Raw genomic sequence first — 23,337 nt, forward strand, 5'->3', positions numbered from 1 at the left:
ATTCCTCCTATTTCATCGACTGTTTGACGATCAGTGTTTTTCCATTCGGCTCCTGCTTCATCTGCTGGACCGGCTCGAGCGTGACTTTCATCGAGGATCCAAGGAGTTTCTGCATCTCCCGCAAGAGGATTTTTTCATGTTTCGGTACGAATCGTTGCTCGTCGGGAATGTAGCGCAGTGTTACATGATTCAGCTCATGTTGTTCAACCTGCAGGCGTAGAACCGAGTTCGGCAGTTCCCGGGCAATCGTCGTGATGTCGCCTTCAAAGACCTTGCCGCGCTTTTCACTGACGATGAAACTCGTTCCCCGCCCGTCAATCGACTCGATGACCGGTCCGTTCAGTCCGCAGGTGCAGGCTTCCCGTCCGAGTGTCATCCGGTCGCCGATCCGGTACCGGACGAGCGGTGTGCCGCGGGTCGTAAAACACGTGACGACGACTTCTCCCAGGTCTCCATACGGTTCGATGATGCCGGTTTCATGATGGAGATGGAGTTTACGTTCCCGGCATTCCGAAATGATCGGTGCCCCTTCCGATGAGCCGTATTGATCAAAGACCGGTGCTTGAAATGCTTCTTCAAGTAAGCGCCGCATCTCCGGCGTCACCGTTTCCGATGTCGGAAAAATCGCAACGAGTGAGAAGTCGAGCCGCAAATCATGTTTCAGCAGATATAAGGCAATCTCGAGCATCGCGGTCGGTGTCCCGTCGAGTGCCGCCGGTCGGAACCGGTTCAGCTCTTCGATGTAGGCCGGAAAGTTTTCTTCCTTCATATGAAAAATCGACAATAACAACTGATTGAGCGGTCGGTTCATCCGCCAAAAGATCGGCTTTTTTTGATCGATCGCCGTTAACGTCCGTCCGGTAAAGCTCGCGCGTCGCATCCCGGAATGAAAGCCGTGCAACTCTTTAAAGTAATCAAGATGCGCCATCCGTTCCTGGACGTCTTCCCGCATGAAGGCGACTTGGAGCGATTTCCCGCTCGTCCCGCCGGTCCGGCCGCGCACCGGAGCGTCGACTTCTGACATGAATGCTTCGTTTTGTTGCCGTAACGTTTCTTTTTCAAGGATCGGAATCGTCTGTAGCTGGTCGAGTGACGTAAAAGGAAGACGGATGTCGTGCTCCTGAAACAGCTTCCGGTAATATGGTGTGTGTTCCTGGATGAACAGGAGGAACGTATTCAACCGTTCGAGCTGTTCGATCCGGTAATCGACGGTCCGGTCTTTGACCCGCAACTCCTGAAGTTTTTTCTCATATCCCGGACCGTACCGTTCCTGCATCAGCTTTTTTCCATACATAGATGTCAAAATATTCTGAATAAATATCGGGGAGTTGTAGTAAATCTCTTCTTTAAGCGCCATCCTGGACTTCCTCCTTCAGCCGGTAATGCTGTTCGTACCAGTCGATGAATGCATGGACACCTGCTTCAATGGTCGTTTGCGGCCGGTAACCAATCGTCTCGAACAACGATTCAACATCAGCAAAACTTTCGGGAACATCTCCTGCCTGCAGCGGCATTTCATGTTTGATCGCTTTTTTACCAATCCGCTCTTCAATCAGGGAGACGAATTCGTTCAGCCGGATCGGACTGTGACTGCCGATGTTAAAGACACGGTATGGAACATTACTCCGGTCGGGCAACGGATTTTCCTGATCAAATGCCGGGTCGGCGGCGGGTTCTGTCTGCATCAGCCGGTAAATGCTTTCGATGATGTCGTCGACGTAAGTGAAGTCCCGACCCATCTCTCCGTAGTTGTAAAGATCAATCGGCTGTCCGTTTGCGATCGCTTCCGTGAACTTGAACAAGGCCATATCCGGTCGTCCCCACGGTCCATAGACACTGAAGAACCGGAGACCGGTCGTCTTGATGCCGTACAGGCTGCTGTATGTGTGCGCCATCAGCTCATTCGCTTTTTTCGAAGCGGCGTAGAGACTGAGCGGATGGTCGACGGCGTCCGTCGTCGCGAACGGCATCTTCGTATTCGATCCGTAGACGGAACTTGAAGATGCGTAAATCAATTGTTCGACCGGATGATGCCGGCAGGCTTCGAGGATGGACAAGAATCCGACGATGTTCGATGTGATGTAGACATCGGGACGATCGATGCTGTAACGGACGCCGGCTTGGGCGGCTAAATGGAGCACCAGGTCAATCTGTTCCGTCTCGAAAATCCGGTTGATTGCTGTCGCATCTTCAAGTGACACCCGGTAAAATGTATAGCGCTTCGGATCCAGTTCCATCAAGCGGGCTTCTTTTAATGTCGGATCATAATAATCGTTGACTTCATCCAGCCCGATGACCCGGTATCCTTCCGCCATAAAGCGACGTGCCGCATGAAATCCAATGAATCCTGCAATCCCGGTAATTAAAATCGTCTTATTCTGCACGTTTCTCAACCTCCTCGAAGTGGTGGAGCACTTGATAGCGGATGTAATGGATTGATGTATAAGCAATCAGCAACATCGGAAACAGTTTATACCGGTGGCGGATCGCTGTTCCGACATTCCCTGTCCCGAGACCGAAGATGACGGCGTTGACGATGAAGAGAATCAGCATGAACAGCAGCACACTTCCGAGCGGATGTTGTTTTAAATACTTCAGATGCATCAGGGTCAAGACGGCTAACAGGAGATAAAAAGCCGCATCGGCGAAGAAAATCGCGATATTCATGACACTGGACCACTGCCACGGAAACGGCGAGAACAGGAAGTAAATCATCCGCAGCGGCGCGTACAGGACCATATCCGACGGTCCGGTCACCGACAGCCCGTTCAAGTAAGCCGACCCTCCGCGGTCATAACTCATTCCGCTGAACAGCTGACCATTTTCCGAAACGTGGGTGAACTTCGCGAACAACACGTCCTGGAAGCTGTAGACGATGAACCCGACGATGACGACTTGAACAATCAGCCGTTGGACTTTCGATGCTTCAAAGTCCATCCGTTGCGTCTCGTGATTATAAAAGGAGAAGTAGACGAGCAGGACCAGAATCCCGATCGCGAGTCCCGAGTGAAAGACGGTGCTGATGAAGTAACCGAGATAGGCAAAGATCAGACTCGCCGCCGACTTATCAAGCGTCCAGCGCACCATATAATACAAGGTGTAGACAATGCCGAGTGCGACGAGCTGATCGCGCAGAAGGATCGGCGAAAGCAGTAACCCTTGAGCGAAGAAAGCAAACACACCGGTCCCAATCAACACGTAATGCATCGGCAGTTTCAGGAGCAGCAGCGTTTTCGACAGGATGACGATCGAGACGACGCCGAGAATGACGTTGAAGTACTGGGCGAGCATCCGTTCCGGACCAAATGCGAGATAAAAGATACCTAAAAATTTGGAGTAACTCCCCCGGACGACTTCATTGAACATCGTCGGATCGGTATAAATCAGCAATCCTTCGAGATGAAACGCTTCCGTATCGTCCCCGCTGTGCGGCGGGAGCCGGAACAGTTCGAGATCGACCAGCATCAAGGTCAGCCGGATCAGGAATGCCGTCACGAAAATCAGGAACAACGGGGTCGTCTCGGCTTGCCGGAGAAGATAAAACATCAGCAAAACCGAGTTGATGGCAAGGACGGTTGCGACGTAACCTTCGGAAGTCAAAAAGAGCGGTCGGACCAATTGGCTGAGCAAGGCTTCGAGAACGACGACAATCAGGATCGGCCGCATGCTTTTTCCTCCTTTAGCTGCTTTGTTCAATCGCCAGTGCCATTTTTCGTGGGTAGAGACAACGGTAAAGTGCCGGAATCAATAATCCGATCTGGGTGACGGCACATAAACCGTAAGCGGTCGTTGCGCCGTACAAACCGTACATCGGAATCAGAATGCTGCAGGCGACGATGTTGACGACGACACTGCCGAAGATGGCAATCGTTTGAACCCGGAATTGCTGGAATCCGGTCAACAACGCTTGAATGACGGTCGAATTATAGAAGAACAGCGAGGCGACCATCATCAGGACGAAAATCGTGTGGTACTGGACAAACGACGCATTGTAGAAAATCGTTAATCCCCACTTGCCGAAGAAGATCGAACCGATGATCAACAGGATACCGACTGCATTCGTCATGAGCAGCATCGACCGGGTCAGCTTCCGTAATTCCGGTAAGCTTTGCCGTTCCCCGCTGTCGGAAGAGAAGTTTGGCAGCAGAACGGCGACAAGGGAATGGATGAACAAACTGCCAAGCACGAGCAGATAGGCGATGCTCGCATAATAACCGAGCTCTTCCGTTCCGATCGCGTGTCCGACGAACAGGCGGGGAATGTTGGCGTTAAGCGCAATCAATAAGGCGACGAATCCGAGCGGGACAGCTTTGAAGAATAATTGCCGTCCGGTTTGATAACGTTGACTCATCTGCTGGTTTTCGAATCCGTGACCGACACGCCGGACGGTCGGTAAATCGTAAACAATCAGCATGATCAGGTTACCGGCGACGAGTGCCAGGACGAAGCCGTGAATCGAGTGGGTCGTAAAAAGAATCAAGGCCGCTCCGGAGACGTTGACGAGACTGCGGAAAATCTTCGATAAGGCGACTTCCTTGAATGCCATGTGTCCTTGGAGGAATCCGTACGCGAGATCGGCGAAGGATTCCATATACTTGTTCAGGTACACGAGTAAGGTCAGCCAGAGGATATCGGCTTCACCGAAGAAATAATAGACACCGAGAAGGACGAAGACCCCGACCGATAATAAGGAAAAGCGGGTCTTGATGAACAGGTTGAAGTTTTTTAAGCCCGACCGTTCTGCCGTCAGGATCGTGCTGGCATTTAGCCAACAAAACATGACGATCGGTGCCGTCAAAGCGAGTGCATAATTGAAGTAACCGATGTTAAGTGGTGTGCTCCACTTGATCAGCAGCGTCAAAATCATCCACTGATGCAGGGAATAGGCCGTATCTGCAATGAAAATCAGATTAAATCGTGACAGTTGCCGAACAGGTTTCATCTCGTCTCCCCCTCATTCCCGGGCGATCCGAATCGCCGGCGGAATCGTCTCCGGCATCATGTCGGTCCGGTTCGTTGCTTCGAGTAGATACGTCCGTAACGCTTGTTCATCATCGAGCGTCAAGGCGATATTCCGTAAATACGGATCAATTGATCCAAACGGTCGGGTTTTCCCGACGAGAATCTTGTCAAAGACCCGCTCTTCATGTACTTCTTCCGTCGCGAGTAATTCTTCATATAACTTTTCACCTTTTCGGATGCCGCTGTAGACGATCGGAATCTGCTGTTCGGTAAAACCGCTCAGGTGGATCAGGTTCCGGGCGAGCGTCGTGATGTTGACGGGTTCACCCATGTCGAGGACAAAGACTTCCCCGCCTTCCGCGAGGACGCTCGCTTGAATGACGAGCCGGCTGGCTTCCGGAATCGTCATGAAGTACCGGGTCATCGCCGGATCCGTTACGGTGATCGGACCGCCTTTCGCAATCTGGTCCTTAAAGAGCGGAATGACGGAACCCCGGCTCCCGAGCACGTTGCCGAACCGGACGACCGCGAATGTCGTCTCACTGTTGCGGGCAATCTGCTGGATGACCATCTCGGCAATTCGTTTCGTCGCTCCCATCACACTGGTCGGATTGACCGCCTTATCGGTTGAAATCATGACGAATCGGTTGACTCCGGCCGCTTCTGCCGCAAGAGCGACATTCCGCGTCCCGTAGATGTTGTTTTTGACTGCTTCGCTTGGATTGTCTTCCATCAACGGCACGTGTTTGTGTGCTGCCGCGTGGTAGACGAGATCCGGTTTAAACCGTTCCATCACATCCATCATCCGGTCCGCATCCTGGACGTCGGCGATGACGGAATGGAGCGTGATTCCTTCTGTGACGGCTTCCAGTTCACGTCGGATCAGATAAATGCTGTTTTCTCCGTGCCCGAGTAAAATCAGATGATCCGGTTTGAACTTAATCAGCTGTCGGCAAATCTCGGAGCCGATTGATCCGCCGGCTCCGGTGACGAGCACCGTTGCTTGACTGACACTCTTTTCAATCTCCGTGATATCCAGTTCAACCGGTTCCCGGCCGAGCAGGTCAGCAATCGATACTTCGCGCATCTGATTGACAGATACCTTGCCGGACGCCAATTCAACAAGCATCGGTAATGTATGGGCTTCGACTTTCGTCTGTTTGATCCGGTTCAGTAAAGCAACCCGGTCCGGATAGGCAAGTGAGGGAATGGCCAGGACGACAGCTTCAATTTTATGTTCTTCAATGATACATTCGAGTTGATCAATCGTTCCGATGACGGGGACACCGTGAATCATCATTCCTTTCAGTTCCGTCAAGTCATCGAGCAACCCGACGACGTTCAGAATATGGGCTTTTTTCTGTTTCAGCTCTTTTGTGATCATCTGCCCCGAGGCACCGGCACCGATGATTAACGTCCGTTTCCCGAGCGTCCGGTTTTCCCGTTTCAGCTCGAGACTTCGTCCGCGGATCAACAGTCGGACGAACAAGATGCCATTCAGGACTAAACCGGTCTGAAGGAAGACGGCACGCTCGACGGCAAAATCGAACAGAGCGTACTCGAGTCCGAGAAGAACGAAGCTGCTCGCAACAACGACGACGAGCAGTACGCCTAAATCACGCAGGCTGGCATACCGCCAGATGATTTGGTAAAAACGCATCCAGTGGGCGACGAGTGTCAAGGCGACCCATTGAATCAAAGCGATTTCGATAGCATCCATCAGTTCAAAGTTGGCCGTGAGGTTCAGCGGATTAAAAAAGTAAAAGGTCACGACCGTCGCAGCAATGATGATCGAGGCATCGATCAGTCGCAATAGACCGATCTTCATATGCCGGCGATATTGCTGGAATGGCGGGGCTTGCATGAGCGGCTCCTCCTTTCTCAAATCAAGAACGACTGGGATGACTGACAGCTTGCGGGTAAGAGGTTTCTTTCGTTTCTTCAGCGACTGACTTTTTTCCGAGTGCCCGGGAATAGACGATCAGTAAGCCGAAGAGAAGTCCGAGAATGCCGCCGATTGCGGTATTCATCAGAATGTTCGGCGAGACCGGTTCTGTCGGAATCCGGGCTGTCGAGAATACTTCGGTGCTGCTCGTTTTGATCAGTTGCGGAACATAATCCTGGAAGACTTCCGTCATCGTATTCGCCTGGATCGCTGCCTGTTCCGCCGAGCGGTCCGTGACCGATAATGCGATAACTTGCGAATCGAGATTACTGGCGACGGTCAGACGATTCGTCAAATCGAAAATCCGCTTATCCGTAACGTCCATTTTTTGAGCAACCTGATCGATGACTTCCGGGCTTCTTAAAATATCTTGGTAGGTACTGACAAGCGTCGTCGTTGAAGTCGTTTCCGCATTTTGTTGCGGGACAACCAGGATATAGGCAGTCGCTTCATACGTCGGTGGAATCACATAGGTGCTGACGGCATATCCGGCACCCGCTAAGAGCAGTGTCAGTAAGCAGAGTACCCACCACCCTTTCTTTAATGTCATCAGATGGTCACCGAATGTCTTTTTTTGATGGATGGAATTCACATGGTTCACCTCTTTCTCGCTACCTGACAGGTTGGATGGACACTGGTTATGCTTACACCTTATTTCCAAACGACTGCCAAAACAATTAGAGCTTGGTGGAAATGATTATATTTTTTTGAGGAGTCATCATGTTTGCGTATCGTTAGTTCATCGAAAAAGATTGATTCACAAAAAAAAGACGATTCACAAAAAAAAGATCGCCGCTTTTTCAAAATCATCCACAAAAACTGCATGATTTTTAAGTAATAAAGGGTAAATACCAATTTGATGATTAAAAGTCTGAAAATTCGGTAATAAGTCCTATATGAAGGGTGGATAGATACTAGTAATGATGTTAAAATCAGACAATATACCTGAATCGATTGGCTTATTCCTCCTGACCTTCTGGGTCCTGATCGATTTATGGACGCGTCCGCTCTCCTTCACGGACGAAGTCCTGCCGAGTCATTGGAACATCTGGATGGCACTAATCTATCTCATCCTGTTTGTTGGTCTTTATCTCGTTAACCGTCCCTTGTATTTTCCGCCCCGTGCCTCAACGCAACGACTTGTCATTTCGTTTTTACTTTATCTTACGTTTCATGCTATTATTTTCTTCTTTCGTCCAGCGGTCGATTCTTCGCTTGTCCTACTTCATCTGTTTACGACAGGACTTTTCGTCCTCATCGTGCTGTCACTTTCAGTTCAGCCTTACATCCGCTGGTTTCAGCTGATGAACCTCATCCTTCTGTATCAAGCCTTCTGTCTCGCTGTTTATGCCCTGATCGTCTCATTTGGAAAACAGTACGTGCCGATCGAGAACATCCAGTCGTTGAAACTCGGTCCCGTATCTCTATCGCAACTGTATGTCGGTGAACAAGGCAGCTTTCTCCGGTCAGCCAGTCTGACCAACAATCCGAATACATTGGCGGCATGGCTCGTCCCCGGTAGTCTCATCGCCTGGATGTCTGTCTTACAAGCCTTCAACCGTCGAAATGTCCGGTCATGCGTGCTTTTCGGAATGATTCTCGCCGTGATTTTAATCGGACTCGTGCTCAGTGCCTCACAGACCGGTCTCTACTCGTTTTGTCTGCTTGCGTTGCTGACGACGATTTTATTGATCCCGACCAACCGGTTGCGTTATCAGGTGACGGGACTTTACCTGATCGGTGCCGCGATTCTCATCGGCTCACTGTCTCTGAACCACACGTTATTCGCCAAGTTGATCAGTCTTAACGGCCGGAGCGACTTATGGCAAGCGGGTCTGACCGCTTCACTCGATCGGTTTTGGTTCGGACACGGGCTCGGTTCCGCTGCCATCGGGCTCGAACAGCAACTCGGGCCGAGTACACTGTATACGTTTCACAGTACACCGATCGTCTATCTGTATGAACTTGGATTTATTGGATTGTTGCTCTATACCGCATCGTTTCTGTTGATACTCGTCCGGCTCATTCAGGATTATCGCTACGACGATTCGTTATCGATCAGTTTGCTGTTACTTAGTCTTTGGTTGCTGTTGCTTCAGTTCACGGAAAGTGTCTTGATCCGGCCGAGCGGATTTTATTTCATCTGGCTCAGTCTTTTGATTTATGCGACCCGGCGTCGCGCGACCTCACAAGAAAGTACCCACACCTAGACGAACACCTACATGAAAGGGGTATGACATCATGAAGAAATGGACAGAACAACAAGTCATCGACAGCTTAATCGAGGCAAGCATCGCTTATCCTGCGTTGGACGCCAAGACATATGCCCGCTGGTCGAACGGAAAAGAGATCCCTTCAATTACGACGATCATCAACGTGTTTGGTTCATGGCGCGAAGCTTTGCATGCGGCCGGCTTATCTTCCATCCGTCCGTACTACTCCGATCAGGAAATTCTTGCTTTTATCAAAGAAGCTTCGGAACGGCTCCATCCTTTCCACAGCAACAGTTACCGGGAATGGGCCAAAGCAAAACACGGACCTTCTTTGACGTTGATCAACTTACGATTCGGGTCATGGTCACGGGCCCTTGAGGAAGCTCACATTGAGATGACACGTTCGATCTGTATGACGGAAGAACGGATTATCAATGCACTCCTCGAAGCATCGGACGTCCTTCCCCGCCTGACGACCCAGACGTATTCAATTTGGGCACAGGAAAACGGACATCCGACGGTCGCGACGATTGCCCGAAAGTATGGTTCATGGGTCGATGCCCTTACGTGTCTCGACATCGCTCCCCCCCGCCGGAAATGGGTTGAAGAAGATGTCCTCGATGCTTTACGCCAGGCCCAACAAGAACTGCCATCGCTCAGCATCATCCATTACCGGAAATGGGCGGAAGGACGTTCGGTTCCGAGTACGTCGACCATCAATGCTTTGTTCGGGAGCTGGACATCTGCCGTACAGTGCCTCAAACGGTCGCGTGTATCGATTTCTTGATTGACATGCTCAATGAGGGGCGGACGAAAAACGTCCGCCTCTTTACTTACTGCTTCAAGAAATCATCAGACAGACAAGTCTTCCTGTCAAAAGATTAATAAGAGCTGACTCGAAAGTCGGTCTCAATAAAGATAAGGGTTGGCAGATTACAATTCTGCCAATCCTTATCTTGTAAAAAAAAAGAATCACTCGCTCACGCAACTCCTACAGGAAAAAGCGCAAGGTTGCTTGCGCTGTCAGAGACAAACAAGACCCGATTTTCTGCCTCGGTTAGGCAGGAAATCTGGCTTGTGTCTCGCCTGAGGAAAGGGCGTGAAAGAACGAGTGATTCCTTTTTATATCATCTTACTTTTTTCATCGTTTAATCCGCTGCAGTTCAGCAGCTGAAATCAAGGTGACGGTATCATGCTTCAGCATGTAGATATCATCGAGGTATTGTCCGATTTGCGGAACGTTGATCTCATGCATCAGATTCCGATACAGTTGCGCCGGAAAATTGACACCACATTCATAGGCATGGGGATATCCTCCGCCAAAACGCGGATTGATTTCCGACAGATACAACGTACCGGCGACATCAAACAAATCAAAATCAAGAGGTCCGACCAGCCCCGATCCGTCCAAGACATGTTCGACCAGTTCGAAGACATCGTCCCGGAGGACAGAACGGCTTTTATCGGTCTCTCCCGCCCGCATCGTCAATTTTTCCTTAATGAAGATTGACGTCACTTTTCCGGAAATTAAGTCGACGTACGCATCGACCCCGAGCTCTTGACCAACGAGTAGTTCCTGGACGATTAAATCGGTGTTCTTTGAGAACAACTGCTCCACTTCTTCGACGGTTTCGACCCGTCGTACTTCGATGCTGGCACTTCCGCTGCGCGGTTTGACGAAGACCGGCAGCTGTACTTCGCCTGCAGCCAGAGCTTCTTCAAACGACGCCAACGTCGCATATGTTCTTGCATGGGCAATCCCTTGTCGCAGACAGTACTCATACATCGTATATTTATCGAAACAGAGCTCACAGGCAGCATACGGCGAGACGATGACTGTCACACCGATGGCTTGAAATCGTTCCGTCGCTTGTGCGAGCAAACCGAGTTCCGGATCAATCAATGTCAGGAGAGCCGTCACTCCTTCGTTCTGACAAAGCTTAAGTAAATGATCGATGTAATCGACCTCATCTATCTTCGGTACGATGTAATGCTGATCTGCCATGTATAACGCCGATGCCAATGGACTACAATCCGCTGTGCTGACACGTCCCGTCTTAAACTCTTTGACAAAATACTCGACGAGCTTTGCCCGGCGACCGGCGCTCGTAATCAATAGATGAGGTTTCTGCATCCGATTCACTCCTTTTAATTAATGATGTTAACCTTTCTTTTTCGACCTGCTCTATTGAAACCCTGCTTTTCTTTCAAAAAAACTAGGACCGAAGACTCACTTTCGAATCCACTGTTCACTTGGTCTTTTCTTCCAAAATAACCGGTACAATAGAATGCCGATCAAAGCACCTGTCCCGTCCAGCAGAACATCCTGGATCAGCCCCGTCCGTCCTCCGGTCAAAATTTGATGGAACTCATCAAAGACGGCAACTGTAATCGCGACCGTGTAGGCAAACAGACCTGCCAACGCATACGGACGGATCAAGCGGTACGTTAAATCGATTAGCGCGATTCCGAGAAGAATGAAAATCGACAGATGGGCTGCCTTTCGAATGAAAAACTCGACAAAGCTGGAAGCACCAAGCACTGCGACGCTGACTTCGCCGTGATAGTCGAACGAGATGAACCGGAGATGCTCGACGAAACCTAAATCAAAGTATCGTGACAAACCCGGTTTCAGGGACTGTTCTTCGTATGGCATCGAACTCGATATGAACAAGATGGCCAAAATCAACAAGGTCACATAACCCGACCATGGTATTTTTCTCAACATATAGGACCTCCTATTCTCACTACATAATAGAATATCATGTTCTCTTTTCTGATCCTTCCTAAGATTTTCAAATAATGCATGATATTCTGAATTTTCAACCCATTACATACATAATCATGCAATTATTTTTTTCTAAAAACTTTTTTTTACATTTTAAAGGTTTGCGCTATAATGAAAGTGGTTATTTAGTACTATTAAGCAAGGATGCAAGAATAGGAGTTGAGCCCTGTGAAACGTGCGCTCGGAAAAAAAATCATGCAGTTGCGTAAACAACACCAATACACTCAAAAGCACCTCGCTGAACGTTGTGGAGAAACGGTCACGTCGATTTCCGCTTACGAACGTGGCCAACGGATGCCCAATCCTCAAACATTAGAACGCCTTGCGCTCGCTCTGAATACGACTGTGATCGATTTGATTGACCCTCAGTATGTGCAACATCCTTCATTGCAGGAGTTTATGGCTCAATCCCTCGAACCGACACAACCGCTCGATTTCAAACTGGTCCTGGAAGATATTCTCGTCCACTTGACACTTTCGCCGGAAGTCTACTTCAATGGCCGTCTCCTGACGCAGGAAGTCCGTGATCATATGGCGACCACTATCAATCAAGCACTGCAACAAGGTTTACAATCGATTGAGATTTAATCTAAAAACACGATGAGAGGCGGACAGGATGTTTCCTGTACACATCTCATCGTGTTTTAAATTACCGTGTTAATCAGATTTTAAGACATGATGAATGTAAAGTTGACCGTCTTCATATGTCGCTTCCATCATCCGGCTGAAAAATGGAGATTCCGATGTTTTTTCAGCTAAGAAAACACGTTCGAAGCGACTATGTGCTTGATCGACGAAACTGAGTTTGAGCTCGCGCTCATCTGATTGGAACATCAAATGTGTACCGCTTTTCCCAAAGGCATCAGGAAGAATGACAGCATCCACAAACTCAAAAACCTCTTCTGGAAACAACGTTTCGATAAACGATAAACAACTGGCTTTCAGTTTGGCTATCTTCTCATCCATAACGTTTACCTATCCTCCGATTTTAGCATGGCATCATTAAACTGATTGATAAGGACTACTTTTCTTTATTACCCCACCTTTAGACCTAGCTAAACTAGTATTAAAAATATTTTTATCCAATATAAGGGATTATTTTTCTGGAAACAGATTGAATTTTTAAAACTTTATTTTTTTGAAAATAACATGGTGCACAAGATTTTTTCTACAAGACGAATTTTAATATTAAGTGCAACACCTAGCTGAAAACACAAAAAAAACCCATAACGGCCTCGTGTAGAATAGAGTTGCCACACAAAATTCAACGGAGGATTCGTTATGAGCTATATTCATCTTACCATATCAGAAAGAGTCAAAATAGAGACGTATCTCGAGCTAGGTTTCTCTGTCCGAAAGATTGCGGGACGCCTGGGGCGTCAACCTTCTACGATTTCACGAGAATTGAAACGAAATCCTCATTACGATTCTTCTCATGCTGACCAGCGTTATGCGGAGCGAAAAAAGAAGTGCGGTGCACGTACGAAGTTTACGCTCGAAAAAGGAATCTGCATCCTCGAAAAATTACGGGAGACGTGGTCCCCTGAACAAATTGCCGGACGATTATTCCAAGAAGAAGGACTCTCGTTCAAGACAATTTATCGTTGGATTTATAGTGGCCTCGTCGAGGCCGATTCTGGACTTCTTCGGCAAAAGGGAAAGCGTCAGAAACCACGTGAGACGCGCGGACGCTTCAACGTCGGACTGCCAATCAGTAAACGTCCGTCCGACGTCAAAGGGCGTCAAACGTTTGGACATTGGGAGCTTGATACTGTTGTATCGGGTAGAGGAACGTCAAAAGCCTGTGTCGCAACGTTCGTCGAGCGAAAGAGTCGTTTTTATCTCGCTGTACCGATGGAAAATCGGTCCGCTCAATCGATGGAGTCTGCGATTCAAGCATTACATCTTTCCTTCCCGTTGGGAACGTTCCAAACTGCGACGACAGATCGCGGAAAAGAGTTTAGCTGTCATGAACGAATTCGTGACACGTTAGGCTTACCCATGTATTTTGCAGATCCGTATTCTTCTTGACAACGTGGTAGTAACGAGAACGCCAATGGTCTTCTCCGTGAATTTTTCCCGAAGGGGACAGATTTCGGAAAGGTCAGTCGTTCTGAAATCGCTCAAGCGCTCGCCTGGATTAATGGGAGACCACGAAAATGTCTTAACTGGAAAACTGCATACGAGGTCTTCACGGAAGAAGTGTTGCACTTAATTTGACAAACCGTCACAACAAAAACAGAGGCAGATTTTAACTAAATTTAGCGAGAATTCTCCCACCTCTAAGCGTCTCAGGGCGAAGCCCAGCATAGGTGGGAGATGAATCGCCCTCTTTTTCAAGACTGAGATTGTTTGATACAATCAGTGTAACGAATCAACAGGAAAGGAGTGATTGCTTTGCTGAAGGCGTACAAGTTTCGACTCTATCCGACGAAATCCCAACAAGAATATTTCGTGAAGACGTTCGGTTGTGTCCGTTTCGTCTACAATAAGATGCTCGAAGAGCGGATCCGATTGTATGAAGATTCGAAACTGAACCCTGACGCGAAACAGAAGCTCCCGACACCAGCAAAGTATAAGCCGGAATTCCCTTTCCTCAGAGAAGTCGACAGTCTTTCCCTTGCGAACGCTCAGATGGATTTGAACAAAGCGTATAACAACTTTTTTCGAGATCCGTCTGTCGGGTTTCCGAAGTTCAAATCGAAGCACAACGCCCGTGCCTCTTACACGACCAACAATCTGAAGGGGAGCATCCGAATCGAAGATCGTAAGGTGAAACTTCCTAAAATCGGTTTCGTAAAGTTGAAGCAACATCGTCCGTTCGATGGTGTGATCAAGTCCGCTACGGTCTCGATGACGAAGACCTCAAAATTCTTCATCTCCATTCTTGTCGATCAATCCGAAGAGCAATGGGTTCCCGCTAAGAATAAAGTAGGAATTGACCTTGGTCTGGAACACTTCGCCATCATGACAAACGACGAGTGGACTTCTGAGAAAGTTGCCAATCCTCGTTTCCTTCGAAAGTCCGAAGAGAAGATCAAGAGGGCACAACGTGCCTTGTCCCGCAAAAAAATGGGGAGTAAGAATCGAGACAAGGCGAGGGTCATCCTCGCCAAGAAGCATGAGAAGATTGTAAATCAACGTCAAGATTTTCTTCATAAGCTGTCGAAACGGATCGTTGACGAGAACCAAGTCATCGTCGTCGAGACACTGAAGTCGAAGAACATGATGAAGAACCATACGATCGCCAAATCGATCGGAGACGTCAGTTGGTATGAGTTCGTCCGGCAGTTGGCCTATAAATGCACATTCTACGGACGAACACTGATCAAAGCGGACCAATGGTACGCCTCAACGCAAATCTGTTCTTCTTGTGGAACGAAAGGCGAGAAGAAAACGTTGGATGTGCGCGAGTGGACATGCCCTTGCGGGGCGCATCATGATCGAGATATCAACGCAAGTATCAACTTGTTGCTGTTAGCAGACTGAAACCCCTTCAGGGTGGGAACCACCCGATGAGCTTGGTCAATAACCGTAGCTCGTAAAAGTACGGTCTTCCCAAGAAGCTCCCACTTCAATTTGCGAAGCAAATAAGTGGTGAGTAGTTCACACATCCACCCCTGTTTGTCTTTAAAATTGAACTGAACGTCATCCGATTTTATCGAATTCTAAAATACTGATGCTTTTCCCTGCGTATAATGTCCGTCCCCGGTAACGGGAAAGTTTCGCAAATTCAAACAATGTATCGGTCTCATAGAGATGCTCCACTACATAACCAACCTTCTCATCAGTAGCAGACTTCAGATACGTATTAAAAATCAACAGGTCACGGTCGACTTTTTGACCGTAAAACAAGGTACAGTCCTCCATACGTCGCGAGGCAATTGGTTGGACGTTTTGTCTTAAATAATCCGCGTTATGGATACTGATCAGTAATTGACCGTCCGTTGCCAGTAAGTGACGGATATTGCGGAAGAACAATAGCAGTTCTCCTCGTGAATACTGGGCAATCGTCGTACCCGGCAAGACGATTTTATGAAACGCATGACTTCCCATGACATCGACCACCTCATTACTGAGTCCGTAGACGCGGTTCAGGTATTGCTCGGAGATACCGGCAATTCGGTTTAACTCCGACTCGATGAGATACAGATCGTATCCTTCCGCACATAACGTATTGAATAACTTTGCTGAAAAGTTCCCATGTACCAGCACACGATCTTCTTTTTGAAGGTAGCGCCGGTATAACATCAATTCGTCGACTTCCGGTAAGGAGGACGTTTCTTGATACAGTGCCGTGAACCGGTCATCTGCAAACAGATGATCGAGAACTTGAACACGTGAATAACTCCCTTTTCGCGCAAATGGACCGAATAATGGTGTGTCATCCATGATAAATCAACTCCTTATACGTCCGAACCGCCGATTCATAATCATTCCCAAGCCGCTTCGGCAACACATCGAACCGTTCCTTTTGATCGGCTTCGAGAATCGCGAGAAAGACTTCATCCGTCTCAAACAATTGATTTGTCAACAGTTCGAAGGCAAAACAGCCTTCTTTATTTTGAATCCCGATCATCGTCAGCGGACCAAGCTTTCCTTCCGTCCGCGGCAACTCGAACACGCTGTACGGAGTAACGAACTGACTGGTCCCTTGAAACGCCGAAGCTAGTTGAAACAGGATTGGATATAACGCGAGCTGAGGAATCGGAAGGAGCGCTTCCCATGTCGCCAACTGATTTTGACGTAACTGACAGATGTTTAAGTCAAACGCCTCGCTGAGCAATAGCCGCTTTCCATAATCTGCATAGATTCCGTCTCTGTGAATGAACAAACGATGGGAGGACGGCATGCCGGTGAGCGTCGCATAATCAAGAATCCCGATCCGCTGTTCCGGATTTAAGACGACACCCATCTCATGCCACTGCTGCATGGCAGCATCGAGCTCACTGCGCTCAAACGTCGCCAACCGGTCTCTGACACTAAAGGGTAACGTATCGGAAAACGCCAGCAGGACCGGTGTCCGGCTCATCAGTTCGATGACTGGCAAGTCATGCCGGGTCGACTGATCGATGTATAACAAACTGTTGATCGTCATCTGATCAAACAGAGTCGGTGTAATCGAATCGAGCAAATCCGTCGTTTCGACATAGACGTGACGCAGCGGTTGCGGCTGACGCGACGCCGTATCCGGATAGACACCCGTGAAGAGTGACATCAAGGCATCCTGTAATTCAATCGGTTGCGTATATCCTGTCGTCCCTTCTAACGGAATCGTCTTATCCAAGAAATACGGGTCTCCGAACAAGACGTCGCCCCGCTCATTAATCAGATGAAACTGAACATGTAGCATCCGCTGTTGTAAATACGCGACCAGTCGCAAGGTCCGCTCCCCCGGTCCTCGCAGGACAAACAAATAATGTTCGAATTCCTGAAAGTCCATATAGTCGAGTAAATCCAAAAACGTATGTTGATCGTAATCATAACGATCCATTGAGAACCGGTGCTGCTCACAAAAAGTCTTAAGGGCATCGGTCGGGTCGAGTTGGTGTAACCAGCCTTCGCTTTCAGAAAGAACCGTTAGTCCGATCATATCCATGCTCCTTTCATCCAAGTAATATTAAAAAAGGCTTCAGACCTGTGACGGAATGAAGCCACGTCAGCAAGAGACGTCATCATGAAGTTTTCAGTTCTCGTTTCGCCGGCGGTTTGATCCGGTCCATTTCCCGACTTGCCAAGGGTGCAACCGAGACAGCAGCAGCATTTAAGCACCAGCCGTAAGATGTCATGGTCCGGCGCGATTCTTTAAAGATGAGATTCATAGGAGTTACCCCTTTCATTCGTTTAAAATGGCAGACAACACGTTGACGACTTGTTGAACTAAAAATTTGGTATCAGGTCCCGTTCCCTCTTATAATGGAAAAGGGTATCGTTTTCTCAAATCCACTGGACAGAAAGGACAGAACCCGATGGATCAATTCACGTCACCGCAGATTGGTCTTGCCCTTCGCCGTCTTCGCAAGAAACATAATCTGACGCAGAAGGATTTGGCGAACGGAATTTGCAGCCAAGCGGAAATCAGTAAAATTGAAAGTGGAACACATTCTCCGACCGTTGATTTGTTATATGCATTATCAAGAAGGTTACAAGTTCCAATTACATTATTTTTAAATCAGGAACATCATTTGGATTCAATTAAAATAATAGATGATGAACTTTTAACTAAATTTCAAAATAAAGACTATACCGCTATATACAATGAATCTAAAAAAAAATTGGCTATTTTACAGAAAGATGAAGAATTACATTCTCTATATTCTTATTACTTGCACTTAAGTGCCTATCGTATGGAAAGGATAGACTATAGAACGTGTATCGTTGAGATGCAAAGACTATCAGAAAAGTATGTCACCTTTTATTACTCGCCAAAAATGCTAATCCGTATCAAATCTGCAATCGCTACAATTTATTATGAGAAAAAGAATTATTTACATGGATTGAAGGTTTATGAAGAATTACTATCACTTAGCCTAGATAGTGATGAACTATTAGTTGAGAAAATAAGATTGTTGTACAACATTTCTAAAGTATTAGTAGCCAAAAACAGACCCGAAGAAGCTCTAAAATATATAGAAGATGGTATTGAGCAGAGTTTACGATTTAAAGATATGTCTTTATTAGGACAACTTTATTACCAAAAGGCGTATGCTTTAGAAATGTGCAATTCTAGTTTTAAAGAAATAGAAAGTGCTTATCATAAGGCTTATACTTTATTTGATATTTTAGGAATGAATGAATATAAACAAATTCTTTTACGTAACAATAAAGTATTTTTACAATAAATAGTCTATAAGAAAATGATTATTACGCTTTATTCTTTTCTGTAAACTCACCTGGTAGAAGATCTTTCGCTACATGTTTGACCGAGAACTCGCCTGGTAGAAGATCTTTCGCTACATGTTTGACCGAGAACTCGCCTGGTAGAAGATCTTTCGCTACATGTTTGACCGAGAACTCACCTGGTAGAAGATCTTTTGCTACGTGTTTGACCGAGAACTCACCTGGTAGAAGATCTTTTGCTACGTGTTTGACCGAGAACTCACCTGGTAGAAGATCTTTTGCTACGTGTTTGACCGAGAACTCACCTGGTAGAAGATCTTTTGCTACATGTGATGTATTACTATTTATAGTAAGACCACTTCCTAATACAACGAAAATACCTGCAATGGCAAGCTTCTTTTTCAAGTTCATAATGAATAACCTCCTAATTTTTTTGTCTAGCTCTGTACCAACATCATATAACCTTAGACCCCCTTTGAATATTCGAATACGAATATTTAGTGTATTTTGCACATTATTTACACTAACCGTATCTTTTGACTTAGGTCATACGTCCCGAAATGTGCATATTATTTACATTTTATCCACCATTGTGTCGATAAAGTGTATGAAAATAGATTTTTTAGAATATTCAATCACTATCTACTTTATGATTGTGCTGCATACAAAAACCCGTTCCGTCTGCTGTGCGCAAACGAAACGGGTTTGTTTTATTTAGACGAACGGCGCAGTGCAACGAAATATCCTATTCCAAGCAAGACGACCAGTCCGAGCAAAATGCTGCTAACCGTCGTTCGGGCAGGTGATTCCGGAATCCACAGACCGATTGCAAGATTGATTGCCGCAATCAATAAGACAAGCCAGACGATGATTTTAGGTCTCATTACTTCCTCCTCCACTTCGACGTTTCCTGATTTGTTTTTCTTCGTCAAAACCTTACAAGACTCCTCTTATTCAAAACTTACTGATATGATATGGTGACAGAAGACGATTTTTAAAAGGGGGACCTATGGATGAAAAAGCTAGCAGTATTTTGTGGTTCTAAAGACGGAGCAACACCCATTTTCCGGCAAGCCGCAACAACACTCGGGACGACGCTCGCAGCGCATCAAATCGGACTGGTCTACGGCGGTTCGCGTGTCGGGACGATGGGCGCCGTTGCGGATGCTGTCCTCGCAGCCAACGGACAGGCAGTCGGTGTCCTGCCTCATTTCTTGCAGGAAAAGGAGATTGCCCATCCGAACCTGACGGAACTTCACCTCGTCGAATCGATGCATGACCGGAAAGCGAAGATGGCAGAACTGGCCGACGGCTTCATCATCTTACCCGGTGGTCCGGGAACGATGGAAGAGTTTTTCGAAGTCTTTACCTGGGCACAGCTTGGTCTTCACGAAAAGCCCTGCGGCATCTTAAACATTGACGGCTATTACGATCCGCTCGTCGCGTTATTTCAGCAAATGGAGACACAAGGTTTCCTGATTGCCGAGCACGCGTCGATGCTGCTCGTCGAATCGGATCCGGAACGGTTGCTCGAACGCTTCCGCTCTTACCGGGCACCGCAAGTGAAAACGTACATGAACACAAAGCAAACGTGACACATCAAGCTGACAACCACTCTCTTTCGACAGGGGTAACGGAACTCTCATCCGTCACCCCTGTTTTTTTAATCTTGCCAGCTCTCGACATACCGCTTGAGTAACTGCCGGACATCTGCCTGAATCTCTGTATCCTCGAGCGCAAAGGCTAATGTCGTCTCGACGTACCCCATCTTCTCCCCGACATCAAATCGTTTCCCTTCGAGCTCATATCCGTAGACGTCTTCTTGTCCGTTCAGCCGTTCGATGGCATCCGTCAACTGAATCTCTCCGCCTGCCCCCGCCTCCTGCGTCGCCAAGTATTCAAAAATCGCCGGCGTCAGGATATACCGTCCGATGATCGCCATATTCGACGGTGCCGTTCCCTGAACCGGTTTTTCGACAAACTGCCGGACCTGGTAACGGCGTCCCGTCTGGTTCAACGGATCAATGATCCCGTACCGGTGCGTATCTTCCGTCGGGACCTGCCGGACACCGACGACCGACGCATCGAGTTCTTCGTACTGATCCATCAATTGTTTCAGACCTGGTTCTTCCGAGACGATAATATCGTCCCCGAGCAGAACGGCAAACGGTTCGTCACCGATGAAATGCCGGGCACTCCAAATCGCATGTCCCAGTCCTTTCGGTTCCTTTTGACGGATATAATGTATCTCCGCCATCGTCGTCGAAGCATCGACCTCTTTCAACAGATCAAGTTTTCCTTTTTGCCGCAGGATATTCTCGAGTTCCGGTGCGTGGTCAAAATGATCTTCGATTGCCCGTTTGCTCCGCCCAGAGACGATGATGATCTGTTCGATTCCGGACGCCACCGCCTCTTCAACGATGTACTGGATGGTCGGTTTCGTTAAAATCGGCAACATTTCTTTTGGCATCGCTTTGGTCGCCGGTAAAAACCGGGTCCCGAGACCGGCTGCCGGAATGATGGCTTTTCTGACTTTCGACACGTCTATTCCTCCTCCGCACTGGATCGGTTATAGATAAACATTCGCTTTCTAATCTCTTGTTCCCTGTTTGAGCCAAAAAAAGACCAGAGACATCTGTCCCTGGTCTGTCACTCAGAATAATTTGGTTAAGGCTTCCGTGAATGTCGCAAATGACGGTGTCTCATCGATGACCATCAGACTGCCGGCTGCAAGTACGAGTAAGCTGATCCCTGACAAGATCCATCCCGGATGTTTGACCGTATCTTCGGCATCCATGTTTTTCTTGCCCGGTTTCGCCTGGGCACCCTGTTCCTTCAGACGATCCCGCCGGTACTGGTGCTGTTCTTCTTTCGTCAGCTTCTTGTATTCGGTCAGGAACTTCTTGTATTCCGGTACGACTTCCTTCGTCGTCCCGTCGAGCTTGACCTGTCCGTATTCGAGCCAGATGACCCGCTCACAGAAACTCCGGATCTGGTTCAACGAGTGACTGACGAAGATGATCGTCTTGCCTTCGTTCTTGAACTCGTTCATCTTATCGATACATCGGTTGTAAAACGTCTGGTCACCGACCGACAACGCTTCATCGACGATCAGGATGTCGGCATCGACATTGACGGCGATCGCAAAGCCGAGTCGTGACTTCATCCCGCTTGAATATTTTTTGATCGGTTGATCGATGAAATCTCCGATGTCCGCGAAATCGATGATTCCCGGCATCCGGCGTTCGATTTCCGCATCGTCCATCCCGAGCATCAGACATTTCAGGTGGATGTTCTCACGACCGGTCAAGACGTTTTTCAATCCTTGGGACACGGCGATGATCGCCACTTCCCCGTTGATTTCGACGTCACCTTCGTTCGCGTAGATGATGCCGGAGATCAAGTTCGATAACGTCGATTTCCCGGAACCGTTGATTCCGACAAGACCAACGACTTCACCGGATCCGATTTCGAGTGAGACATCCCGGAGCGCCGTGAACGTCTTGACGTTTTTACTTTGATTCTTAAACAGTAACTTAAATTTTTCTTTTGTCGTCGTGACCATATCAAACCGTTTCGTGACATGGTCGAGTTTTATCATAGACATGGCGATTTCCTTCCTTAAACGAGCTCGGTGAATGATTTACGGAACTTGATGTGTAAAAACGTTCCGGCTGTGAACAAGAGCAATGTCACGCTCCAGAAATAAAGTCCCGTCGGCCACTCTTGCCAGACCCAGGCACCGCCAAGCAGACTGGCACGGTATCCTTCAACAAGGTAAAAGACCGGGTTCAGACGAAGCACACCATGTAAGACGTCCGGGAACCGTTCGATGTTCCACAGAATCGGTGTCAGATAAAAGAGCATCCGCATCATTGACTGCAGGAACAATTGAATGTCTTTGACGAGCGTAATCAATGTCGAGAAACAAAGTGAGAACGCATAGACGAAAATATAAGTCGCCGCCATATAATACGGGAGCTGGAGTAACTTCCATGTAATCGGAATACCATTTAGGATGATGACGATAAAGACAATCAGAAGCATCGCGAAGTGCTGATACATCCGGGATAAGATGACGTACGAAGGAATCGCACTCATCGGGAACCGCATTTTCGTCACCATCGCCAGGCGGCTGTTGATCGAGTTCGATCCACGCAACAAGGCATCATTGATGAAGAACCAGACGACGATCCCGCACAGGAGCCAGACGATGAACGGCGTATCGCCTTCGACGTTTCTGTTCCCTTTCAGACCGACACCAAAGACGAACCAATAAATAAAGATCTGTAAGCCGGGATTGAGCAGCTCCCATAACAGTCCAAGCCGTTGTTCCGCGTGCGCCGATTTAATCTCATACCGGGCGAGACGGCGAATCAGAGGAAAATTCTCCACTTGTTCGCGGATGATACTTTTCATTTCTTTCCACATAATTAATTTCCTTCCGATCTGTAAAGGTACATGTATTTTAGTTCCGTTGCATCCACATCAAAATAAAAAACGGACTCCGTTCGCGATTCTTCAAACGAACGACCGACCGCGGACAGGCAGACGCCTGCACGTTTGTCCATTCCTCCCTTCCCTTTTCA

General features: G+C 47.9%; 24 protein-coding genes and 1 pseudogene. 7 read left to right on the forward strand and 18 right to left on the reverse strand.

Annotated elements, in window-relative coordinates; all coding sequences use genetic code 11:
• Positions 1-7: 7 nt before the first annotated feature.
• From ABIC15_RS04175 to ABIC15_RS04200, 6 genes are read right to left on the reverse strand one after another with little or no spacing between them, the layout of a single operon-like run.
• Positions 8-1,357 (reverse strand): phenylacetate--CoA ligase family protein, encoded by a 1,350-nt coding sequence (locus ABIC15_RS04175; RefSeq protein ID WP_354019794.1) that lies wholly within the window; start codon positions 1,355-1,357, stop codon positions 8-10.
• On the reverse strand, positions 1,347-2,384 hold the full coding sequence (locus ABIC15_RS04180; RefSeq protein WP_354019795.1) for an NAD-dependent epimerase: 1,038 nt from the start codon (positions 2,382-2,384) through the stop codon (positions 1,347-1,349). Before ABIC15_RS04180 ends, ABIC15_RS04175 begins: the two co-directional genes overlap by 11 nt.
• On the reverse strand, positions 2,374-3,666 hold the full coding sequence (locus ABIC15_RS04185) for a hypothetical protein (RefSeq protein ID WP_354019796.1): 1,293 nt from the start codon (positions 3,664-3,666) through the stop codon (positions 2,374-2,376). Before ABIC15_RS04185 ends, ABIC15_RS04180 begins: the two co-directional genes overlap by 11 nt.
• Before the next feature lie 13 nt (positions 3,667-3,679).
• The gene (locus tag ABIC15_RS04190) at positions 3,680-4,942 is read right to left on the reverse strand and encodes an oligosaccharide flippase family protein (protein ID WP_214849710.1); all 1,263 of its coding nucleotides are present in this window, start codon (positions 4,940-4,942) and stop codon (positions 3,680-3,682) included.
• Between the two features lie 12 nt (positions 4,943-4,954).
• Positions 4,955-6,826: a polysaccharide biosynthesis protein gene (locus tag ABIC15_RS04195; protein WP_214849712.1), complete on the reverse strand. Its 1,872-nt coding sequence runs from the start codon at positions 6,824-6,826 to the stop codon at positions 4,955-4,957.
• Between the two features lie 22 nt (positions 6,827-6,848).
• Complete coding sequence (locus tag ABIC15_RS04200) at positions 6,849-7,499, reverse strand: YveK family protein (RefSeq protein ID WP_012371440.1); 651 nt, start codon at positions 7,497-7,499, stop codon at positions 6,849-6,851.
• Between the two features lie 328 nt (positions 7,500-7,827).
• Between ABIC15_RS04200 and ABIC15_RS04205 the strand changes: the two genes are divergently transcribed.
• Positions 7,828-9,117 carry an O-antigen ligase family protein gene (locus tag ABIC15_RS04205; RefSeq protein ID WP_354019797.1) on the forward strand — a complete coding sequence of 430 codons (1,290 nt, stop codon included), beginning with the start codon at positions 7,828-7,830 and terminating at the stop codon, positions 9,115-9,117.
• A 31-nt stretch (positions 9,118-9,148) separates the two neighbouring features.
• The gene (locus ABIC15_RS04210) at positions 9,149-9,907 is read left to right on the forward strand and encodes a hypothetical protein (protein ID WP_318928924.1); all 759 of its coding nucleotides are present in this window, start codon (positions 9,149-9,151) and stop codon (positions 9,905-9,907) included.
• 354 nt (positions 9,908-10,261) lie between these two features.
• Here the strand turns inward: ABIC15_RS04210 and ABIC15_RS04215 are convergent, their stop codons facing one another.
• Positions 10,262-11,254, reverse strand: a complete 993-nt coding sequence (locus ABIC15_RS04215) for an ATP-grasp domain-containing protein (protein ID WP_354019798.1) — start codon at positions 11,252-11,254, stop codon at positions 10,262-10,264.
• 96 nt (positions 11,255-11,350) lie between these two features.
• Positions 11,351-11,848, reverse strand: a complete 498-nt coding sequence (locus ABIC15_RS04220) for a VanZ family protein (protein ID WP_354019799.1) — start codon at positions 11,846-11,848, stop codon at positions 11,351-11,353.
• Between the two features lie 228 nt (positions 11,849-12,076).
• Here ABIC15_RS04220 and ABIC15_RS04225 point away from each other — a divergent pair, with 228 nt between their 5' ends.
• Positions 12,077-12,496, forward strand: a complete 420-nt coding sequence (locus tag ABIC15_RS04225) for a helix-turn-helix domain-containing protein (protein ID WP_290827876.1) — start codon at positions 12,077-12,079, stop codon at positions 12,494-12,496.
• Positions 12,497-12,565: 69 nt separating this feature from the next.
• Here the strand turns inward: ABIC15_RS04225 and ABIC15_RS04230 are convergent, their stop codons facing one another.
• A complete protein-coding gene (locus tag ABIC15_RS04230; RefSeq protein ID WP_290827878.1) occupies positions 12,566-12,874 on the reverse strand; it encodes a hypothetical protein in 309 nt (102 codons plus the stop codon).
• Between the two features lie 315 nt (positions 12,875-13,189).
• Here ABIC15_RS04230 and ABIC15_RS04235 point away from each other — a divergent pair.
• Together ABIC15_RS04235 and tnpB are read left to right on the forward strand one after the other, a co-directional pair.
• Positions 13,190-14,128: pseudogene (locus ABIC15_RS04235) on the forward strand (IS30 family transposase).
• A gap of 177 nt (positions 14,129-14,305) precedes the next feature.
• Positions 14,306-15,397: an IS200/IS605 family element RNA-guided endonuclease TnpB gene (gene tnpB / locus ABIC15_RS04240; protein WP_354019800.1), complete on the forward strand. Its 1,092-nt coding sequence runs from the start codon at positions 14,306-14,308 to the stop codon at positions 15,395-15,397.
• A gap of 159 nt (positions 15,398-15,556) precedes the next feature.
• Here tnpB and ABIC15_RS04245 read toward each other — a convergent pair whose 3' ends face one another.
• From ABIC15_RS04245 to ABIC15_RS04255, 3 genes are all read right to left on the reverse strand, one after another.
• A complete protein-coding gene (locus ABIC15_RS04245; protein ID WP_354019801.1) occupies positions 15,557-16,300 on the reverse strand; it encodes a hypothetical protein in 744 nt (247 codons plus the stop codon).
• A complete protein-coding gene (locus ABIC15_RS04250) occupies positions 16,293-17,507 on the reverse strand; it encodes a hypothetical protein (protein WP_354019802.1) in 1,215 nt (404 codons plus the stop codon). The genes ABIC15_RS04245 and ABIC15_RS04250 overlap by 8 nt, the downstream gene beginning before the upstream one ends.
• 76 nt (positions 17,508-17,583) lie before the next feature.
• On the reverse strand, positions 17,584-17,730 hold the full coding sequence (locus ABIC15_RS04255) for a hypothetical protein (protein ID WP_290828262.1): 147 nt from the start codon (positions 17,728-17,730) through the stop codon (positions 17,584-17,586).
• 147 nt (positions 17,731-17,877) lie between these two features.
• On the opposite strand from ABIC15_RS04255, the gene ABIC15_RS04260 reads away from it, so the two are divergent.
• On the forward strand, positions 17,878-18,750 hold the full coding sequence (locus tag ABIC15_RS04260) for a helix-turn-helix domain-containing protein (RefSeq protein ID WP_290828264.1): 873 nt from the start codon (positions 17,878-17,880) through the stop codon (positions 18,748-18,750).
• Positions 18,751-18,772: 22 nt separating this feature from the next.
• Here ABIC15_RS04260 and ABIC15_RS04265 read toward each other — a convergent pair whose 3' ends face one another.
• Positions 18,773-19,159: a hypothetical protein gene (locus ABIC15_RS04265; protein WP_354019803.1), complete on the reverse strand. Its 387-nt coding sequence runs from the start codon at positions 19,157-19,159 to the stop codon at positions 18,773-18,775.
• 299 nt (positions 19,160-19,458) lie between these two features.
• Entirely contained in the window at positions 19,459-19,632 is a 174-nt protein-coding gene (locus ABIC15_RS04270; protein WP_290828266.1) for a hypothetical protein, read from the reverse strand.
• Between the two features lie 129 nt (positions 19,633-19,761).
• Here ABIC15_RS04270 and ABIC15_RS04275 point away from each other — a divergent pair, with 129 nt between their 5' ends.
• A complete protein-coding gene (locus ABIC15_RS04275) occupies positions 19,762-20,343 on the forward strand; it encodes an LOG family protein (RefSeq protein ID WP_354019804.1) in 582 nt (193 codons plus the stop codon).
• 68 nt (positions 20,344-20,411) lie between these two features.
• Here the strand turns inward: ABIC15_RS04275 and galU are convergent, their stop codons facing one another.
• The 4 genes from galU to ABIC15_RS04295 form a co-directional block, all read right to left on the reverse strand.
• Positions 20,412-21,290, reverse strand: a complete 879-nt coding sequence (galU, locus tag ABIC15_RS04280; protein WP_354019805.1) for a UTP--glucose-1-phosphate uridylyltransferase GalU — start codon at positions 21,288-21,290, stop codon at positions 20,412-20,414.
• A 111-nt stretch (positions 21,291-21,401) separates the two neighbouring features.
• Positions 21,402-22,355: an ABC transporter ATP-binding protein gene (locus tag ABIC15_RS04285; protein ID WP_012371454.1), complete on the reverse strand. Its 954-nt coding sequence runs from the start codon at positions 22,353-22,355 to the stop codon at positions 21,402-21,404.
• A gap of 14 nt (positions 22,356-22,369) precedes the next feature.
• Positions 22,370-23,179: an ABC transporter permease gene (locus ABIC15_RS04290; RefSeq protein WP_012371455.1), complete on the reverse strand. Its 810-nt coding sequence runs from the start codon at positions 23,177-23,179 to the stop codon at positions 22,370-22,372.
• Between the two features lie 2 nt (positions 23,180-23,181).
• Positions 23,182-23,319 carry a hypothetical protein gene (locus ABIC15_RS04295; RefSeq protein WP_354019806.1) on the reverse strand — a complete coding sequence of 46 codons (138 nt, stop codon included), beginning with the start codon at positions 23,317-23,319 and terminating at the stop codon, positions 23,182-23,184.
• Positions 23,320-23,337 lie beyond the last annotated feature (18 nt).

The sequence above is a fragment of the Exiguobacterium sp. PvP048 genome, assembly GCF_040549175.1.
Lineage (GTDB): Bacteria > Bacillota > Bacilli > Exiguobacteriales > Exiguobacteriaceae > Exiguobacterium_A > Exiguobacterium_A artemiae.

Excerpts from the sequence above, each read along its gene's own strand:
- ABIC15_RS04175 (WP_354019794.1), bottom strand. The coding sequence starts at position 1,357 with ATGGCGCTTAAAGAAGAGATTTACTACAACTCCCCGATATTTATTCAG.
- ABIC15_RS04185 (WP_354019796.1), bottom strand. The coding sequence starts at position 3,666 with ATGCGGCCGATCCTGATTGTCGTCGTTCTCGAAGCCTTGCTCAGCCAA.
- ABIC15_RS04190 (WP_214849710.1), bottom strand. The coding sequence starts at position 4,942 with ATGAAACCTGTTCGGCAACTGTCACGATTTAATCTGATTTTCATTGCA.
- ABIC15_RS04195 (WP_214849712.1), bottom strand. The coding sequence starts at position 6,826 with ATGCAAGCCCCGCCATTCCAGCAATATCGCCGGCATATGAAGATCGGT.
- ABIC15_RS04205 (WP_354019797.1), top strand. The coding sequence starts at position 7,828 with ATGATGTTAAAATCAGACAATATACCTGAATCGATTGGCTTATTCCTC.
- ABIC15_RS04210 (WP_318928924.1), top strand. The coding sequence starts at position 9,149 with ATGAAGAAATGGACAGAACAACAAGTCATCGACAGCTTAATCGAGGCA.
- ABIC15_RS04215 (WP_354019798.1), bottom strand. The coding sequence starts at position 11,254 with ATGCAGAAACCTCATCTATTGATTACGAGCGCCGGTCGCCGGGCAAAG.
- ABIC15_RS04220 (WP_354019799.1), bottom strand. The coding sequence starts at position 11,848 with ATGTTGAGAAAAATACCATGGTCGGGTTATGTGACCTTGTTGATTTTG.
- ABIC15_RS04230 (WP_290827878.1), bottom strand. The coding sequence starts at position 12,874 with ATGGATGAGAAGATAGCCAAACTGAAAGCCAGTTGTTTATCGTTTATC.
- ABIC15_RS04245 (WP_354019801.1), bottom strand. The coding sequence starts at position 16,300 with ATGGATGACACACCATTATTCGGTCCATTTGCGCGAAAAGGGAGTTAT.
- ABIC15_RS04250 (WP_354019802.1), bottom strand. The coding sequence starts at position 17,507 with ATGGATATGATCGGACTAACGGTTCTTTCTGAAAGCGAAGGCTGGTTA.
- ABIC15_RS04255 (WP_290828262.1), bottom strand. The coding sequence starts at position 17,730 with ATGAATCTCATCTTTAAAGAATCGCGCCGGACCATGACATCTTACGGC.
- ABIC15_RS04260 (WP_290828264.1), top strand. The coding sequence starts at position 17,878 with ATGGATCAATTCACGTCACCGCAGATTGGTCTTGCCCTTCGCCGTCTT.
- ABIC15_RS04265 (WP_354019803.1), bottom strand. The coding sequence starts at position 19,159 with ATGAACTTGAAAAAGAAGCTTGCCATTGCAGGTATTTTCGTTGTATTA.
- ABIC15_RS04270 (WP_290828266.1), bottom strand. The coding sequence starts at position 19,632 with ATGAGACCTAAAATCATCGTCTGGCTTGTCTTATTGATTGCGGCAATC.
- ABIC15_RS04275 (WP_354019804.1), top strand. The coding sequence starts at position 19,762 with ATGAAAAAGCTAGCAGTATTTTGTGGTTCTAAAGACGGAGCAACACCC.
- ABIC15_RS04285 (WP_012371454.1), bottom strand. The coding sequence starts at position 22,355 with ATGTCTATGATAAAACTCGACCATGTCACGAAACGGTTTGATATGGTC.
- ABIC15_RS04290 (WP_012371455.1), bottom strand. The coding sequence starts at position 23,179 with ATGTGGAAAGAAATGAAAAGTATCATCCGCGAACAAGTGGAGAATTTT.
- ABIC15_RS04295 (WP_354019806.1), bottom strand. The coding sequence starts at position 23,319 with ATGGACAAACGTGCAGGCGTCTGCCTGTCCGCGGTCGGTCGTTCGTTT.